The organism is Corynebacterium sp. H127 (genome assembly GCF_037482665.1).
Lineage (GTDB): Bacteria > Actinomycetota > Actinomycetes > Mycobacteriales > Mycobacteriaceae > Corynebacterium.
In genome coordinates this window covers 74,935-92,677 of record NZ_JBBHKY010000010.1, presented here as the reverse complement: position 1 = coordinate 92,677, position 17,743 = coordinate 74,935, and the positions used below count along the sequence as shown (strand labels likewise).

General features: G+C 57.1%; 16 protein-coding genes and 1 riboswitch. Of the genes, 9 read left to right on the top strand and 7 right to left on the bottom strand.

Translation table 11 applies throughout. The features are described from left to right. Both WG936_RS10585 and WG936_RS10580 read right to left on the bottom strand, forming a co-directional pair. A partial coding sequence (locus WG936_RS10585; protein WP_339572889.1) for a biotin/lipoyl-containing protein occupies positions 1–947 on the bottom strand: 947 nt, incomplete at its 3' end. 232 nt (positions 948–1,179) lie between these two features. Beyond that, positions 1,180–2,667: a leucyl aminopeptidase gene (locus tag WG936_RS10580; protein WP_339565210.1), complete on the bottom strand. Its 1,488-nt coding sequence runs from the start codon at positions 2,665–2,667 to the stop codon at positions 1,180–1,182. A 133-nt stretch (positions 2,668–2,800) separates the two neighbouring features. Between WG936_RS10580 and WG936_RS10575 the strand changes: the two genes are divergently transcribed. After that, complete coding sequence (locus WG936_RS10575; RefSeq protein WP_339565209.1) at positions 2,801–3,907, top strand: branched-chain amino acid aminotransferase; 1,107 nt, start codon at positions 2,801–2,803, stop codon at positions 3,905–3,907. On the opposite strand, the gene WG936_RS10570 is transcribed toward WG936_RS10575, so the two are convergent. From WG936_RS10570 to WG936_RS10555, 4 genes are read right to left on the bottom strand one after another with little or no spacing between them, the layout of a single operon-like run. Beyond that, on the bottom strand, positions 3,904–4,725 hold the full coding sequence (locus WG936_RS10570) for an adenosylcobinamide-GDP ribazoletransferase (protein WP_339565208.1): 822 nt from the start codon (positions 4,723–4,725) through the stop codon (positions 3,904–3,906). The two genes, WG936_RS10575 and WG936_RS10570, sit on opposite strands and share 4 nt — an antisense overlap. Positions 4,726–4,727: 2 nt before the next feature. Then, positions 4,728–5,768, bottom strand: a complete 1,041-nt coding sequence (gene cobT / locus WG936_RS10565; protein WP_339565207.1) for a nicotinate-nucleotide--dimethylbenzimidazole phosphoribosyltransferase — start codon at positions 5,766–5,768, stop codon at positions 4,728–4,730. Positions 5,769–5,791: 23 nt separating this feature from the next. Next, positions 5,792–6,316 (bottom strand): bifunctional adenosylcobinamide kinase/adenosylcobinamide-phosphate guanylyltransferase, encoded by a 525-nt coding sequence (gene cobU, locus WG936_RS10560; protein WP_339565206.1) that lies wholly within the window; start codon positions 6,314–6,316, stop codon positions 5,792–5,794. Positions 6,317–6,319: 3 nt separating this feature from the next. Beyond that, entirely contained in the window at positions 6,320–6,961 is a 642-nt protein-coding gene (locus WG936_RS10555; RefSeq protein ID WP_339565205.1) for a DUF3043 domain-containing protein, read from the bottom strand. 184 nt (positions 6,962–7,145) lie between these two features. On the opposite strand from WG936_RS10555, the gene WG936_RS10550 reads away from it, so the two are divergent. Continuing rightward, positions 7,146–7,490: a HesB/IscA family protein gene (locus WG936_RS10550; RefSeq protein ID WP_339565204.1), complete on the top strand. Its 345-nt coding sequence runs from the start codon at positions 7,146–7,148 to the stop codon at positions 7,488–7,490. A 78-nt stretch (positions 7,491–7,568) separates the two neighbouring features. Here WG936_RS10550 and asnB read toward each other — a convergent pair whose 3' ends face one another. Continuing rightward, complete coding sequence (gene asnB, locus WG936_RS10545) at positions 7,569–9,485, bottom strand: asparagine synthase (glutamine-hydrolyzing) (protein WP_339572888.1); 1,917 nt, start codon at positions 9,483–9,485, stop codon at positions 7,569–7,571. Between the two features lie 395 nt (positions 9,486–9,880). On the opposite strand from asnB, the gene ctaC reads away from it, so the two are divergent. From ctaC to WG936_RS10510, 7 genes are all read left to right on the top strand, one after another. Next, the gene (ctaC, locus tag WG936_RS10540; RefSeq protein ID WP_339565202.1) at positions 9,881–10,990 is read left to right on the top strand and encodes an aa3-type cytochrome oxidase subunit II; all 1,110 of its coding nucleotides are present in this window, start codon (positions 9,881–9,883) and stop codon (positions 10,988–10,990) included. Between the two features lie 15 nt (positions 10,991–11,005). Further along, positions 11,006–11,437 carry an aa3-type cytochrome oxidase subunit IV gene (ctaF, locus tag WG936_RS10535; protein ID WP_339565201.1) on the top strand — a complete coding sequence of 144 codons (432 nt, stop codon included), beginning with the start codon at positions 11,006–11,008 and terminating at the stop codon, positions 11,435–11,437. 473 nt (positions 11,438–11,910) lie between these two features. Further along, a complete protein-coding gene (gene ctaE / locus WG936_RS10530; RefSeq protein ID WP_339565200.1) occupies positions 11,911–12,525 on the top strand; it encodes an aa3-type cytochrome oxidase subunit III in 615 nt (204 codons plus the stop codon). 87 nt (positions 12,526–12,612) lie between these two features. Continuing rightward, positions 12,613–13,503: a cytochrome bc1 complex diheme cytochrome c subunit gene (qcrC, locus tag WG936_RS10525; RefSeq protein WP_339565199.1), complete on the top strand. Its 891-nt coding sequence runs from the start codon at positions 12,613–12,615 to the stop codon at positions 13,501–13,503. Beyond that, on the top strand, positions 13,500–14,714 hold the full coding sequence (gene qcrA, locus WG936_RS10520; RefSeq protein ID WP_339572887.1) for a cytochrome bc1 complex Rieske iron-sulfur subunit: 1,215 nt from the start codon (positions 13,500–13,502) through the stop codon (positions 14,712–14,714). Before qcrC ends, qcrA begins: the two co-directional genes overlap by 4 nt. Continuing rightward, the gene (gene qcrB / locus WG936_RS10515; protein ID WP_339572886.1) at positions 14,711–16,333 is read left to right on the top strand and encodes a cytochrome bc1 complex cytochrome b subunit; all 1,623 of its coding nucleotides are present in this window, start codon (positions 14,711–14,713) and stop codon (positions 16,331–16,333) included. The genes qcrA and qcrB overlap by 4 nt, the downstream gene beginning before the upstream one ends. 540 nt (positions 16,334–16,873) lie before the next feature. Beyond that, positions 16,874–17,021: riboswitch (cyclic di-AMP (ydaO/yuaA leader) on the top strand. 10 nt (positions 17,022–17,031) lie between these two features. Continuing rightward, positions 17,032–17,658: a C40 family peptidase gene (locus WG936_RS10510; RefSeq protein ID WP_339565196.1), complete on the top strand. Its 627-nt coding sequence runs from the start codon at positions 17,032–17,034 to the stop codon at positions 17,656–17,658. Positions 17,659–17,743: the final 85 nt, after the last annotated feature.

Genomic DNA, 17,743 nt, shown 5'->3' with positions numbered 1-17,743 from the left:
GCTGGTGCGGAGCCGTCGCCGATGCGGACGATGATTTCGCCGACATCGACGGTGTCGTCTTCCTGGAAAAGGATCTCTACGATGGTGCCGGCTACTGGGGAAGGCACCTCGGTGTCGACCTTGTCGGTGGAGACCTCGAGGAGTGGCTCGTCGACAGCGACGGTGTCGCCGACGGACTTGAGCCAGCGGGTAATGGTGCCTTCAGTGACGGATTCGCCTAGTTCAGGCATCTTCACGTCGGTGGTGTCACCGGAACCTGCAGCAGGAGCAGCCTCCGCAACGGTGGCATTTTCTTCCTTGGTTTCAGCTTCCTTGGTTTCGGCCTCGGAAGGGGTCTCCTGCTTCTCGGCTGGCTTGGCTGCTGGTGCGGAGCCGTCGCCGATGCGGACGATGATTTCGCCGACATCGACGGTGTCGTCTTCCTGGAAAAGGATCTCTACGATGGTGCCGGCTACTGGGGAAGGCACCTCGGTGTCGACCTTGTCGGTGGAGACCTCGAGGAGTGGCTCGTCGACAGCGACGGTGTCGCCGACGGACTTGAGCCAGCGGGTAATGGTGCCTTCAGTGACGGATTCGCCTAGTTCAGGCATCTTCACGTCGGTGGTGTCACCGGAACCTGCAGCAGGAGCAGCTTCCTCGGCTGGGGCTGCTTCCTGTGCTGGCGCAGCTTCTTCGGCGGGCGCGGCATCGGAAGGTCCGGCGGCTTCGCCTTCCTCGCCGATTTCAGCGATGACTTCGCCGACATCGACGGTGTCATCCTCTTCAAACAGGACCTTCGTCAGTACACCGGACGCAGGTGCTGGGATCTCGGTGTCGACCTTGTCCGTGGACACCTCCAACAAAGGCTCATCAGCGGTGACGGTGTCGCCAACCTGCTTCAGCCAGCGGGTAATCGTACCCTCGGTTACTGACTCACCGAGCTCGGGCATCTCGACAGAAAACGCCATTGTGTAGGACTCCTCAAACAATTGGGTCTATAGAACGATGTTGATACCTAGTAGAGTACCGGTTCCCGTTGTGGAGTGTGGCGTATAGGTGGTGGTCTTTGGCAATTAGCTGCACGGAGACTGGCGGATCGTGGCTGTTTCGGGGGATAGCTAGGAAAAACCATCCTCGACTACTGCTTCCCACGGGGCTGTCGTGGCAGTCGAGGATGGCGATTCAGCGCGATCCACACTCTTAGGAGGCAAGCTCCTGGAGCACAGCAACAATGGTTCGCACAGGCGCGCCCGTGCCTCGAGTTGGGATGTAGCCGTAGGCGCCTGCCGTATTGTAAGCCGGTCCGGCGATGTCCAGGTGAACCCACTGCACATCTTCAGGTACGAACTGGGATAGGAAGTAGCCAGCTTGCATCATTCCGCCGAAGCGGGTTTTGCCGATGTTACGTAAGTCGGCAACATCGGATTTCATTTCATCTGCGAGCTCCTCAATCAGAGGCATCGCCCAAGCTGGTTCACCGACCTCTCGGCCCAGTTCAGCGACGCGATCGCGGAATTGCTCTGTTCCCATCACACCGGTGGTGCGGGCACCGAGGGCGACGAGTTGAGCGCCAGTGAGCGTGGCCATGTCCATGAGGTAGTCTGGTTTGTCCTCAGCGGCGCGCGCCATCGCGTCGGCAAGCACGAGGCGACCTTCCGCATCGGTGTTGAGGATTTCGGAGGTCTTTCCGCCGTAATGGGTGACTACATCGCCGGGGCGGTAGGATTCGCCGTCGGGCATGTTTTCCGCCATCGGAATGGTGGCAGTGACATTGACCTTAATACCCAGCCGGGCAGCGGCGATCGTCGCTGCGATTGCGGCCGCAGAACCGCCCATGTCTGAGATCATGTCGTCCATCTTCGCGCCTGGTTTCAGGGAGATTCCGCCGGTGTCAAAGGTGATTCCCTTACCCACGAGCGCGACGGTTGGAGCAGACTTTTTAGCCTCGTAGCGCAGTCGTAGCAGCCTAGGTTTACGTGCCGAGCCATTGCCGACGGCCAGAATTCCGCCAAACTTGTTCTTGGCCAGGTCCTTTTCGTTGAGAATCTCGGCTGCAATCCCCAAATCAGCGGCCATGCCCGCAATGATGTCTGCGTAGGCCTGTGGGTAAAGATGCGAGGAAGCGGTGTTGACCAAGTCCCGGGCCAGTGCCACAGATTCAACAAGGATTACCGCGTCCTTGAACTCGGCCTTCTTGTCGGAGATGAAAACAAGCTCGCCAACCGGTGCGGCGCTTTTATCCTGTTTGCTGGTTTTCTGGCCACGGAAAGAATAAGCGCCGAGGGCGGAGCCAATAACGGCGTCGGCAAGCCCAAACGTGCCGAGCGTCGAGGCAACCTTGCCGAAGCCCTTGAGCGCCCGGCTTGCCACGCCCGCGCATCGACGCAGCTGTTCCGCATCGAAGTCCTCCGAGTCCCCAAGTCCCACGGTGACGATCACTGGAACCGAATCATCCAGGCCGGTGAGCTTGGTGATCTCCTGCGATTTGCCGCTCGCCCCGAGAGCCGTTAGTGCCTCGAGGATTGCTACCTCGGTCTTTTCCTTGAACACGCCAGTGGCTGCGATCTCAGCTCCTGACTCACCACTAAAAATCGGGATCAGAACCGCCTCGGTCTTCTTTGGCAGTTTGGCGGAAATGCTCAGCTTAGGCATGGCGCCCGTGGCGGGTAATGAGAGCTGCTTTGGCATGTGAGGTGTCTCCTTCATTCGCGCGAATTAAACCATTCCTCCACACAGTACGTGATGCCCCAAAAGTGGTGACTGGGAGCGCAACAGATTAAAAAATGCGATGTACGTCTCAAAGTTGCGTTAAGTTGGTTCCATGAGCCCTTTGAACTTTGAGATCACAAAGAATCCGAACCCAACCCCGCAGGAAAAAATCGACGAAGTTCTGGCGAACCCAGGCTTCGGTAAGACCTTCACCGACCACATGGTGACGATCGACTGGAACGAATCTGAAGGCTGGCACAATGCTGCCGTGCTCCCTTATGGTTCGCTGCCGATGGACCCGGCGACCACAGTGTTCCACTACGGCCAGGCCATCTTCGAGGGCCTGAAGGCGTACCGCCAGCCAAACGGCGAAATTGCGACCTTCCGGCCCGAAGCTAACGCCAAGCGTATGCAGGACTCGGCACGCAGACTGGCGATGCCAGAACTGCCCGTCGCGGACTTCCTCGAGGCGATCCGACTGCTCGTGGACGCAGACCAAGCGTGGGTGCCAGCAGCAGGCGGTGAAGAAGCCCTCTACTTGCGCCCGTTTATGATCTCCACCGAAGTCAGCCTGGGTGTCCACCCAGCAGGCGCATACAAGTTCATCGTTATCGCGTCCCCAGCGGGTGCTTACTTCTCCGGCGGAATCAAGCCCGTCAGTGTGTGGCTCTGTGAGGACTACGTCCGTGCTGCCCCAGGCGGCACCGGTGCCGCCAAGTTTGCCGGCAACTATGCAGCCTCTCTGCTGGCGCAGGCACAAGCCCAAGAAAAGGGGTGTGACCAGGTGGTGTGGCTGGATGCTATCGAGCACTCCTACATTGAAGAAATGGGAGGCATGAACTTGGGGTTCATTTATCGCGATGGCGAAGAGGTCACCCTAGTGACTCCGCAGTTGAGCGGCTCGTTGTTGCCCGGCATCACCCGTGATTCCCTGCTGCAGGTGGCGCAGGATCTTGGTATGCGAACTGAAGAGAAGCTGATCTCCACCGAGGAATGGCGAGCAGATGCCACCTCGGGTGCTATGTCTGAGGCTTTTGCATGTGGCACTGCAGCGGTGATCACTCCGGTGGGCACCGTGCGTTCTACCTCGGGTGACTTCACCGTGAACAATGCGGAGACTGGCGAGCTGACTATGAAGCTGCGCGAGACTTTGACCGGCATTCAGCGCGGCACTGTCGAGGACCGGCACGGCTGGTTGCACACTTTGGTCACTGCCTAAAAGGTCAAGGCCAGCGTTACGACGGCGATTGCGACGGCTACCTCGATAGCGGCTCCAATGCAATCGCCGTTGAGGCCTTGAAACCGGCGGTTACAGTGGCGCAGCAGTATATGCGCTCCTAGCGCTGCAGTGAGCACAGCTAATGTTGGCCCCAGCAGAATGTGGCGACTAATCAGCCACATCGCGAGGGTGCCGAGCGTAGCTAGGCCGAAGAGCCATCCTGCGATCCAGCCCGTGCGTACAGTGCCGATGATGAGACTGCCGAAACCTGTGCTGGAAAACGGCTGATAGGCGCAATGGCAGCCAATCAGGCTCGCGGCCCGTCCGATTGCTGGCACTATGGCACTCAGCAGTGCGCCGCGCGTGCCATATATGGAGAAGATTGCGGAAAGTCCCGCGAGCTGCGTTAGCAGCGTGAGCAGCACTGCCCCCATCCCCAGGGCCCCGGTGTAGCGGTCGCCGAGGATTTCCTGTGCGCGTTCTGGCGGAGCATAGGAACCCAGCGCATCTCCGACATCAGCAAGCCCGTCGATATGCATCATGCGGGAGCCGAGCTCCCAACCAACTATTGTGAGCGCGGCTATGAGCAGTGCAGGAGCGGAAAAACTCAAGGCAATGGCAGTTGGAACTGCCACGGCACTGCCGAGGGCGAGGCCAGCTACAGGAATCGCAGCCATGGCGCGGGCGCCGGTGGTGCGATCAAAGGTCTGCGCGCCCCGGGCAGGGAAGATCGTCAACCAGCTCAGCGCCGTGCCAATGCCCTCCACTAGCGCATTGCCATGGTTGCCGTCGCCGGAGTGCCCCGCCTTGCCTGACATGGCTAGTGCGCTTCAGATACGCCGGCAGCAGCAAAGGTGGCCATATTTGCCATGATGTCAGCGGCGGCTTTGACTAGCGGCAGCGCCGTCATCGCGCCCGAACCTTCACCCAAACGCATGTTGTATTCCAGCAGCGGCTCTAGCTCAAGGTTCTGCAAGGCAAACTTGTGGGCCGGTTCGGCAGACTGGTGACCCGCCAGCCACCAGTTGCGGGCTCCAGGTGCGAGCCTCGTGGCCCAGAGTGCCGCTGAAGTAACCACCACACCATCTAGGATCACCGGTGTACGCCGAATCGAGGCTTGGGCGAGGAACCCAGCCATCGCGGCAAGATCGGGGGAGGAGATAGCTTGCAACACCCGGATCGGATCGTTGCGGAAGTTTCGCACCCGGAACATAGCGTCACGAACAACGGATACCTTCCGCTTCCACCCCTCGTCATCGATACCGGTACCGCGGCCGACAACAGCCACAGGTTCGCTGCGAGTGGCCACACCGATCAGCGCAGCTGCCGGGGTGGTGTTGCCGATGCCGAGATCGCCTGCCATGAGCAGGTCAGCGCCACCATCGACCTCCTGGTCGGCGATCTGCTTGCCGATCTGCAATGCTCGAATCACCTGCTCCGCGGTCATCGCATCTTCTAAGTGGATTGCGCCGCAAGAACGGGAAACGCGTTCTTCACCCCAGGCCTCGTGATCCAAGGAAATATCGGCGACGCGGACGCTTGCCCCGGCAGATTCCGCCAGCACAGAAATCGCCGCGCCCCCAGCGCGGATGTTTGCGGCCATTTGCAGAGAAACTTCCGAAGGGAAGGCAGAGACACCATGCTGCGCCACCCCGTGGTCGCCGGCGAACACAACAATGCGAGCCCGATTGATCGGGCGGGGTGGTACCTGCCCCTGGCAAGCGGAGAGGAACACCCCGATCTCCTCAAGTCGCCCCAAGGAACCAACTGGTTTGGTCAGCTGCGTCTGAAACTCCGTGGCTTCCTCCCGGGCCTGTGCGCTCGGCGTTTGCACGCGGTCAAAGATTTCAGCAGGTACCATGAGGTCTCCTTCAGAGGGATTCGTTAAGAGTCAGATTTCAAGGTTAGCGGGATACCAGCTACCACGAGCACTACTTTGTCAGCCAATTCGGCAACACGGGCGTTCAGTCGCCCCAACTCATCCCGGAAGAGTCGGCCAGCTGCGGTTTCCGGGATCACACCGAGACCAACCTCCGGGGTAACGACCACGACGTTGTTTTGTGTTTCCGTGAGTACGCCAAGGAGCTTGTCGACGTCCGGAGTCACTGTCCCTCGTGGCAATTCCCATGCCGTGGCCGCATCAATTCGGTGTGTGAGCCAGGTGCCGAGGTCGTCGATAAGCACATGCTCATGCCCAGCCTGGAGCGCCTGGCAAAGCTCCAGCTCATCCTCGGTGACCCAGTGCGCCGGACGGCGATCCTGGTGTTCCTTGATCCGCGCCGCGAAGTCAGTATCGCCAGGATAGGGGCGCGCGGTTGCGATATAACACACCTGCGCGTCGGTGGGGAAGAGCGCCTCTGCCCATGCGGACTTGCCGCTGCGTGCCCCACCGAGAACTAGCGTCAACATGGGCTAAACGCTTTGTCCGACGTCCACTCGCGGCTTTGGAGTACGCAGTTTGCGGAGCTGGGAGGCTCGAGAACAGGCATAAAAGCCGAGGCCGAGGCCGTGCTCGGAAGAATCGGGGAACTTTTGGCGGACGGCCTTGTTTACACGGATGCCGGTGATGATGCCTTCGATGAAGAAGATGGTTATTATGACCATTGACACCATTGAGGCGCCCGCCGCGATTTCCGGGTAGGACTGGCCAATGAACAGGATCACCAACAAAACCAGGGCGACAGGCATCACGAGTTGCATGAAGAAGCGCCGCGAATCGACCCAATCGCGTACAAAACCGCGCACTGCTCCCTGATCTCGAGGCTGCAGGTACTTCTCATCGCCGCGATCCATGGCTGCTTGGATCCGCCTGGACTCAGCTGAACGCTCTTCGCGTTGCTTGCGCTTGTAGTCTTTCCACTCTGCCTTGGTCATTGACTCCTTGAGCGCCTTTTCATGGGCTTTGCGCTCTTGGGGTGTCTGAATCTTGGTAGAGCCACCACGACGGACACCGCGCGCCCGCTCGACCTCGTCGCGCTTTGGGGTCGGTCGCCCCTTCTTCGGGGTGTAGCCCTTAGGTAGGTTGTTTTCCGCAGAATCATTCGGTGTAGTCACGCCATAAGAGTACCGCGAGAGCACTGGCAACAAGGAAACTGGGTGAAATGGAAACAAAGTAGCACCGGCCGACGTTGAATACACTAAGAGCCACAGCGCCAGCTCTACCTCAGCATTACCTCAATGATGCCCAAAACAGAGTACGGTAGTGGCACAGAGTACGAGATCTTCAAGGAGAAGCAATATGACTGCCCCAGAAACCAGCACCGGTGTCATCCTCACCGACGCAGCTGCAGTTAAGGCAAAAGCCCTACTTGAGCAGGAAGGGCGCGAGGACCTAGCTCTGCGCATCGCTGTTCAGCCCGGCGGCTGCGCTGGCCTGCGCTACCAGCTCTACTTCGATGACCGTGAGCTCGACGGTGACAAAACCGATGTCATCGGTGGCGTCCGACTCGTGGTGGACAAGATGAGCGCACCGTACCTTTCTGGCGCTCGCATTGACTTCGCCGACACGATCGAAGCTCAGGGCTTCACCATCGACAACCCGAATGCGTCGGGCTCCTGCGCTTGTGGTGATTCCTTCAACTAATAGGAATCGCTAAATCCCCCTAGCCAGCTGAGCGGTTATCTTCAACTCCGCGCGGCTGGCTAGGGGGATTCGCCGTTTCTAGAGATGGATCGGGTAGTCCTTTTCTTCGATCTGTGGATCGATGCGGCGCTCCATGAAAATACCGTGCCAGATCATGAAGGCAAGGACAGTCCAAAGGCGACGGGAATGGTCGGATACGCCTGCGCGATGCTCATTCAGCATCTCGAGCACAGCCTTCTTGTTAAAGATGTGCTCCGTTTGGGACTCATTGATGGTGTCCTGGGCCCACCCGAAGAGTTCATCACCAGCGAGCCAGTGACGCATGGGCACCGGGAAGCCGAGCTTCTTGCGGTGCAGCACATGATCCGGCACGATACCCTCCATCGCACGGCGTAGGGCGTACTTGGTGGTGCCGTGGGAGATCTTCATGTCATAAGGAATAGACTCCGCGACGTCAAAGACCACCTTGTCTAGGAAAGGCACGCGCAACTCGAGGGAGTTCGCCATGGTGATCTTGTCCGCCTTGACCAGAATGTCACCGCGCATCCAGGTGAACAGATCCAAGTGCTGCATGCGGGCCACCGGGTCCATGTCTCGAGATTTGGCGTAGATCGGGGCAGTAACGTCCTTGTGGTCCCACTCTTCGCGAGCCCAGGGGAGAACCCGCTGCAGCTGCTCAAAGTTGAAGGAGCGGGCATTGCCGTAGTAGCGCTCTTCCATGGTCATGGAGCCACGCTGCAACAGGGATTTGCCCTTGATGCCGTCGGGAAGCGAGTTGCCCAACATACCAAGGCCACGACGTAGCGGTGCCGGGACCTTTTCGAAAGGAGCTAAGGACAGCGGCTCTTTGTAAATCGTGTAGCCGCCGAAGAGCTCATCGGCCCCCTCGCCAGAGAGAACCACCTTCACATGCTTGCGGGCCTCGGCGGCAACGAAGTACAGCGGAACTAAGGAAGGATCGGCCACAGGGTCATCGAGGTACCACATGATCTTGGGAACTGCGGCGGCGTATTCCTCAGGGGAGACCACCTTGACGATGTGCTCGGCGTCGATAGCCGCGGCGGACTCGGCTGCAACATCGACCTCGGAGTAGCCCTCGCGTTCAAAACCAGTGGTGAAGGTTAACAGGTTCGGATTGTGACGCTTGGCGAGCGCGGCGATGGCCGTGGAATCGATGCCGCCGGAGAGGAAAGAGCCGACGGTAACATCAGCACGCATATGCTTCTCGACGGAATCCTCGAGCGCCTTAGCGATCCGGTCGAACAAATCTTGCTCATTGCTTACAGGGCGTGTTTCAAACTTCGGCTCAAAATAGCGTTGTGCCTCAACCTCGCCACCAGGCTTAACGACGGCGAAACAACCGGATTCGAGGCGTCGAATGTCTGCATGTAGCGATTCAGGTTCTGGCACGTACTGCAAATCCACGTAGTGCTCAATCGCGCGCTTGTCTAGATCGTTGCTTAAACCGATAGCTTGTGCCATGTCTAGAATGCACTTCTTTTCGGAAGCGAATACGGTACCGGCAGCGGTCGAAGTAAAGTACAGCGGCTTGATGCCAAACTGGTCACGCGCTAGGAAGAGTCGCTTTTCCTGACTGTCCCAAATTGCAATCCCGAACATGCCACGCAGGTGTTTAACTACGTCGGTGCCCCAGTGATGGAAGCCTACGACGATTGGTTCGCCGTCACCCTCAGTGTTGAAGGTATAACCCAACTCTTGCAGCTCGGCGCGGAGCTCAACATAGTTGTAGATCTCACCGTTAAAGGTCATTGCGTAGCGATCCGGCTGGTTTTCCGGACCCCATTGCAGTGGCTGGTGAGAGTGCGCGATGTCAATGATCGAAAGTCGGTTGAAGCCGAAGACTGCGTCATTGTCATGCCACGTGCCAGCGTCGTCGGGTCCACGGTGTCGCATGCATGGGAGAGCATGGCGGATCGCGCCGTCGAATTCCTGCGCGTTGCTGTGAGCGGTCAGCATGCCGAGAAGGCCACACATACGTCTACTTAACCCTTTCGATTCTGAATCTATGTGCTGTCTAAAGTGAAAGGACAGCTATCAACACTGCAACTGTACGGGCTTGCGCCAGAAAACGGGCAGCAGCGCTGCGGTGGAATGCGTCAGTTTTACACTAACGTCTTGATATCAACCATAAGTAAGCCCCCGTTGAGGGCGGGAAAGTCTGTGAGTTAGGTTACAAATGTGATGAGTTGTACCTGCAAAATGGCCCGAAATTGCAGCACTCCTCTCTCTTGAAAGCCTGGTAGTAGCTAATGCGGTTAACCCCACGGCGCCTATCGGCATGGAATTCCCTGCAAAGTGCGATATTCTGCACAGTTAGGAATGGGAACTTAGTGTCCTTTGGTTTGTGTGGAACAGGAAGGTAGACACACGTGAAACAGCGAAACAAGCGCGGCTTTCACCGTAAAGCGCTGCTCACCGGCGTAATTGGCGCGGGAAGCCTCGCACTTGCTGGTTGTGATGTAGCGCCGCCAGAAAACGGTCTCTTTGATGCCCTGCGCATGGGTTGGCCGAAAGGTATTACCCCGGAAGCAACTGCAATGGGTAACTTCTGGGTCTGGACTTGGGTGACTGCCTGGATCATCGGCATCATTATGTGGGCTCTGATGCTCTACTCGATCCCAGCATTCTCCGCGAAGCGGGCTAAGAAGGCTGGTAAGGATGAATTCCCTAAGCAGTTGCAGTACAACGTGCCGTTGGAACTGGTCCTGACCATCATGCCGATCCTCATCGTCATGGCCCTGTTCTTCTTCACTGTTCAGACTCAGGACAAGGTCACAGCCCTGGACAAGGAGCCAGAGGTCACCGTGGATGTGACGGCTTACCAGTGGAACTGGAAGTTCGGTTACTCCAAGGTTTCCCCAGCCTTCTCTCCAACCGGAGCTGAATATGTGGGCACAGATCAGGCCCGTCAAGACCAGGCTGAAGCCTCTGAGATCGACGAGGCTTACATGGAGGAGCACGGCATTGGCGGCCCGATTCACGGCAAGTCCAAGTCGGATGTGTCCTACTTGCACTTCAACCAGATCGAAACTCTGGGTACTACCGATGAAGTTCCAGTATTGGTTCTCCCATCCCAGACCCCAATCGAGTTCAACTTGGCATCCGCTGACGTTGCGCACTCCTTCTGGGTTCCTGAGTTCTTGTTTAAGCGCGATGCTTACCCACACCCAGAGATGAACAAGTCCCAGCGTTCCTTCCAGGTTGAAAAGATTGAAGAAGAAGGCGCCTTTGTCGGTCGTTGTGCCGAGATGTGTGGTACCTACCATGCAATGATGAACTTTGAGATCCGCGTCGTTTCGGCCGACAAGTTCAAGCAGTACATGGAATTCCGTAACCAGAACCCTAAGGCGCCTAACTCTGAAGCGCTGAAGGCTATCGGCGAGGCTCCATATGCGACCTCCACCGCTCCATTCGTCTCCGGTCGTCTGGACAGTCGTAATGCAGACAACGCTGTCGAACTCAATGAAACAGCAAAGTAAGGGAGCTGACTAAAAATGAAGTCTTCCGCAAAGATCATGTACGGTCTGGCCGCATTTCTGGTTGTGGTCACCATTGTTTACATCGTTTCAACCATGCACGTTTCGGATGCCGGTAACTTGCAGGGCATGGAGTGGGCTGGCGGCACGGGCCTAGTGCTGGCTACTGGGCTATGCCTCATGCTGGGTGGTTACTTCCACTTCACCGAGCGTCGTCTCGACGTGCTTCCTGAGGACTGGGAGCAAGCAGAAGTTGAGGATGGCACCGGTATGCTCGGCTTCTTCAGCCCTGGCTCCGTCTGGCCAGCTGTGATGTCCGGCGCGATCGCTGTGCTTGGCTTCGGCATCGTGTATATGCACTACTGGCTGATCGCCTTCGGCGCCGTACTGCTGATCTGGTCCGGCACCATGCTGAACCTCCAGTACGGCATCCCAAAGGAAAAGCACTAAGCTAGTCATTCCTATAGCAGCAGGCTCGCCATTTCGGTGAGCCTGCTGCTGTTTTGTATGGCGTTAGGGCTTGCTTGTCGACGTCCATGGCCTGCGCAGACCCTCAGGGATTACATGATGGCCCGGACCCAGGCTGTGGGGTGGGGGTCAACCCAAAGTTGTAATTTTCGGATAAAGTTCCCGCAGTAAATGTGACATGAATCTCCGCAATACATTGGTGAATCCTGTGAAAGTTGCCGATGGTTCGGATAAAATTAATAGACGGCCTGCCGCTTGGGGGAGTGGTGCGGATAATACTTCAACTGACCTGCACAAACGCTTGAGTCGGAAAAATTCTGGGATAGTTCCCATGGGGGTAGAAAAAATTCCCCCGAAAAATGATGATGATACGGCCTGCGACTTTCGGTGGATTTCCCCTGTGTAGCGGGGGGTTCAAAGTGACTTAGGCGACGATTACCGGCATACTAGAACGCGTGACGAGCGCAGTAGGAAATACAGGTATGGCAGCACCACAGCGTGTTGTGGCATTGAACCGACCAAACATGGTCAGTGTCGGCACGGTTGTGTTCCTGTCTCAGGAATTAATGTTCTTTGCTGGTCTTTTCGCGATGTACTTTGTATCTCGCGCTAACGGCCAGGGAGAAGCGTGGGACTGGGGTACTGGACACCTCAATGTTCCTTACGCATTGACTATCACCGTCATTCTGGTGTCGTCTTCTTTTACGGCACAGGCTGGCGTCTTCGCAGCGGAGCGAGGTGACGTCTTTAAGCTTCGCCTTTGGTACGCAGTAACCATTCTCTTGGGTTCCGTGTTCCTTCTCGGCCAGGCTTATGAGTACTACCACCTCGTGGAGCATGGTTTGACCATCCAGAGTTCTGTGTATGGTTCAGCCTTCTTCATTACGACTGGCTTCCACGCCGCACACGTGCTTGCAGGTGTGCTGGCATTCGTCGTCGTGATGCTTCGTATCGCGAAGTCTAAATTCACCCCGGCTCAGGCGACCGCGGCAATGGCAGTGTCCTATTACTGGCACTTCGTTGACGTTGTCTGGATCGGCCTCTTTATCACCATTTACTTCATTCAGTAGGCCGTAGCGGCCGAAGCGTTTGGACTCACCTAAAGTGCTTCATTCGGCCTACAGCCCTTCACTTTCCGAATACGAGTTTTAAGGGAAATGATGGAAACCAACCCACAGCAGCAGGAGATCGTTGCAGACGCAACGAGCACTGCTAAGAAGGCCAAGAGCCGTCGAAAGGTACGTCGGACTGTTGCCGGCGCCGCGGCGCTCACATTCGGCCTTACCAGCGCAGGCCTCCTCGCCTCCGCATTCACCCCGGACGCACAGGTTGTCACGGCCGATGTCGATGAGAAGGCTCTCGTTGCCGAGGGCAAGGATCTCTACGACGTCGCTTGTGTCACCTGCCACGGTGTCAACCTTCAGGGCGTTGAAGGCCGCGGCCCATCGCTCATCGGCGTCGGTGAAGGCGCAGTGTACTTCCAGGTGCACTCGGGCCGTATGCCTATGCTTCGTAACGAAGCACAAGCAGCCCGTAAGAACCCTCGCTACAACGAGCACCAGACTCTCGCTATCGCTGCCTATGTCAACGCCAATGGCGGTGGCCCAGAGATCGTGAAGAATGAAGACGGCTCAGTAGCTATGGAGTCTCTTCGTGGCAAGAACTTCGACGGTCAGATCGACCCGGCAGACGTTGCTCGTGGTTCCGAACTGTTCCGTTTGAACTGCGCCTCATGCCACAACTTCACTGGCAAGGGCGGTGCCCTCTCCTCCGGTAAGTACGCTCCTTACCTCGACCCTGCCAACGAGCAGGAGATCTACCAGGCAATGCTCACCGGTCCACAGAACATGCCTAAGTTCTCCGACCGTCAGCTGACTGAGGACGAGAAGAAGGACATCATCGCCTACATCAAGAATGCTAAAGAAACCCCAAGCCCGGGTGGCTACGCCCTCGGCGGCATTGGTCCAGTTGCTGAAGGCATGCTGATGTGGCTCGTCGGTATCGCGACTCTGATCGCGGCTGCACTGTGGATTGGATCTCGCTCATGAGTAATAACGAAGCAAAGAAGTACACCGCCAAGGAATTGAGCGGCATGAGCAATGAAGAACTTGCTCGTCTTGGTACCGAGTTGGACGATGTCACGGTTGCGTTCCGTAAGGAGCGTTTCCCAGATGCCAACGATCCCGCTGAGAAGCGCGCAGAGCGCGCGGTCACCATTTGGTTTGCTCTCGGGGCTGTGTTTGCACTGGCCTTCATGGCCGTCTACATTTTCTGGCCTTGGGAGTACAAGGGTCACGGTGAAGAAGGTCTGGGTTGGTACAGCCTCTACACACCACTGCTCGGCGCTACGATGGGCCTGTCCATCCTGAGCCTGGCCTTTGGCTTGACCCTGTACCAGAAGAAGTTCGTTCCGGAAGAGATCTCCGTGCAACGTCGCCACGACGGCCCTTCTGCGGAAGTGGATCGTCAAACCCTGGTTGCGCTGCTCAACGATTCTTGGGATACATCCACTCTTGGTCGCCGCAAGGTGCTGAAGGGAATCGCTGGTACGGCAGCCGCTCTGGCTGGCCTGACTATCATCTTCCCGCTCGGTGGAATGATCAAGAACCCATGGAAGCCAAAGGAAGGCCCACTGGACTACAACGGTGACGGCACCCTGTGGACTTCCGGGTGGACTAAGGCTAATGAAGGCGCCAAGGTCTACCTCGGCCGAGACACCTCCGCAATTGCAGAAAAGCATGGTGAGCACTACAGCACCACTGGTGTTACCCGCCTGGTACGCATGCGCCCAGAGGATCTATCTGCTGCCGCAATGGAGACCGTCTTCCCGCTCTACGAAGAAGATGTCAACGACGGCGATAACTACGACCCAATGCTGGACGTGTACGAGATGCACATGCACTCCATTCACGGCCCACGCAACGCAGTTATGCTGATCCGTCTACGCAGCGCCGATGCTGAGCGTGTGATCGAGCGCGAAAACCAGGAAGATTTCCACTACGGCGATTACTACGCGTACTCCAAGATATGTACGCACATTGGTTGCCCGACTTCCCTTTATGAAGCACAGACCAACCGTATTCTTTGCCCTTGCCACCAGTCGCAGTTCGACGCGCTGCGTCATGGCAAGCCACTGTTCGGTCCGGCGGCTCGTGCACTGCCACAGCTGCCAATCACCGTGGACGAAGAGGGCTACCTCGTCGCTGCAGGCAACTTTGTTGAGCCTGTCGGCCCTGCATTCTGGGAGCGTAAGTCATGAGCAACAAGCTAGCTGAAATCGGTAATAACGTTGATTCTCGGTACACCATCTCCGGGATGGTTCGTACCCAGATCAACAAGGTATTCCCAACCCACTGGTCCTTCATGCTGGGTGAGGTAGCGCTATACAGCTTCATCATTCTGCTGTTGACCGGTGTCTACCTGACCCTGTTCTTCGATCCATCGATCACCAAGGTGATCTACGACGGCGCATACGCTCCGCTCAACGGCGTCGAAATGTCTCGTGCCTACGAGACCGCCCTGAACCTCTCCTTCGAGGTCCGTGGCGGCCTCTTCATCCGCCAGATGCACCACTGGGCTGCACTGATGTTCGCAGTGTCCATCATGGTTCACATGATGCGTATCTTCTTCACCGGTGCTTTCCGACGCCCACGTGAAGCGAACTGGATCATCGGCTGCATCCTGCTTATTCTCTCGGTCGCTGAAGGCTTCATGGGTTACTCCCTGCCTGATGACCTGCTTTCTGGTGTCGGCCTGCGAATCATGTCTGCCATCGTGGTATCCCTGCCTATTATCGGTACCTGGATGCACTGGGCAGTCTTCGGCGGTGACTTCCCATCGGAAATCATGCTTGACCGTTTCTACATCATGCACGTGCTGTTGATCCCGGGCATTATCCTGGCGCTGATCGCGGCTCACCTCGCAATCGTGTGGTACCAAAAGCACACCCAGTTCCCTGGACCTGGCCGTGCGGAGAACAACGTCGTCGGTGTTCGAATCCTGCCAGTGTTCGCAGTGAAGTCTGTAGCCTACGGTCTGTTTACTTTCGGTGTTCTTGCACTGATGGCCGGTGTCACCACCATTAACGCCATTTGGAACCTCGGCCCTTACAACCCGGCACAGGTCTCCGCTGGTTCCCAGCCTGATATCTACATGCTGTGGACTGACGGCGCGGCCCGTGTCATGCCAGCGTGGGAGCTCTACCTCGGTAACTACACCATCCCTGCAGTGTTCTGGGTAGCTATCATGCTCGGCATTCTGGTGGTGCTGCTGTTCGCCTACCCATGGATCGAGAAGAAGATCACCGGCGACGATGCTCACCACAACCTGTTGCAGCGTCCGCGCGACGTTCCTGTGCGTACGGCTATCGGCGCGATGGCTCTCATGTTCTACTTCCTGCTGACTCTGTCTGGCGGTAACGACCTGTTCGCCTACCACTTCCAGATTTCGCTGAATGCGATGACGTGGGTCGGTCGTATCGGCTTGATCATCCTGCCTCCGATCACCTACTTCCTGACCTACCGCATCTGCTTGGGTCTGCAGCGTTCTGACCGCGAAGTCCTGGAGCACGGTATCGAAACCGGCGTCATCCACCAGCTGTCCAACGGTGCCTTCATTGAGGTGCACCAGCCACTGGGCCCAGTGGACGAACATGGTCATCCAGTGCCATTGCCTTACGCTGGCGCGAAGGTGCCTAAGCAGATGAATGAACTCGGATTCGCTGATTCCTTGAGCCATGGCTCTGCATTCAAGTCTGATGACGCGGATCTCGTAGCACTTAAGAACAAGCGTGCTCACGAGAACCATGAAGAAGAAGCTCGTATGTTTGAGGAGCTTCAGAAGCGCACCCGCGCTGAAGACGAGGAGAATGGCCGCTAACGGCCACCCTGACTGCGCAACTTAGAGTGCTGGCGTCTTTACCCCGAAAGTTGGGGTAGAGGCGCCAGTTCTTTTTTGCCCTATTTTTAGACCCACCAATGGCAGCAACTTGGGGTCGATGATGTGACCCAAATTCGCATGGATTAAGATCGGTTGCGGTTGTGACTGCTGGTGTGGCTGTGACTCACAGGATTGCAGTGTGACTAAGGCCACAGTGTTAATTTTTAAGGCTACGGAACTGGTGGTTTCGTGGCCCTAAGTGCTCTAATTTCAGGTTTGCAACTTTAGTATTTGCCCAGCGCATGCCTATTGTTCGACAGGTTTACTTAAAGTGGTAGCTTTCTGCTGATGGCGAGTCTGTAGTAGTTCCACTGTTTGTAACAAGCTTGTAACGGCCTGTGAGGCCGGTGCGTCGTTGGACATCCGTCGTTGCAATTTCGTAATCTTGTCGAGACATTACGGGACGCGCCAAATGTCATTTGGGCGATACCTGGAATACAACCGAAATAATGCCTAATCGGGCGTTGTGGAACTGGAATAATTTTCAGTCCGCTACATCCGAGTCGGGGAACCACCTTTTATCTGGGGTGTACTCGCCGCGAGAGTCCTTAATGGGGGATCGAGTGGGGAGGGGAAGCTTCCGTTTCCTAATCCGTCAGCTAACCCGGCCGGCTCACTGGAAGATTTGGAGAATATTCATGGGTAAGCACACCCGTTCGAACGTGACCATCGCTAAGCGCACCGCAGCATCCGCGGTAGCTGTTGGCGCCGCTGTATCCCTCGCGCAGCCTGCAAACGCTGTTCCGGTAGCAGTACCAAACACCGGAATGACCGTCGAGGTTCCTGGCCTTGAAAACGTTCCAAACCTGGCCAATGTGCCAGGTGCTGATCAGTGGGTTCCTGCGCTGCAGAACCAGGGGCAGACCGTGAGCTACGCTTCCGTGAACGAAGCAGCCGCAGCCGTCGCTGCACCGCAGTCAAACAATGGCCAGGCTATTGTTGACGCCGCTCGCTCCAAGATCGGCTCCCCATACGTTTACGGCGCCGCTGGCCCAAGCGCTTTTGACTGCTCTGGTCTTACCTCCTGGGCTTACAGCCAGGTCGGTAAGTCCATCCCTCGTACCTCCTACGCACAGGCCGCAGAAGGTACCCCAGTTTCTCGTGACCAGCTGCAGGCAGGCGACATCGTTGCGTTCTACGATGGTGCTTCCCACGTTGGCATCTACTCCGGAAATGGCACCGTTATTCACGCTCTCAACGAAGGCACCCCTTTGTCTGAGTCTCCATTGGACTACATGCCGTACCACTCCGCAGTGCGCTTCTAGTTTTTGCATTGACTCCTTTGCCCAGCCCGGCTATTCGGGCTGGGCAATCGTCGTTTTGGGACAAATCGCGCAACGGATGTGCTAT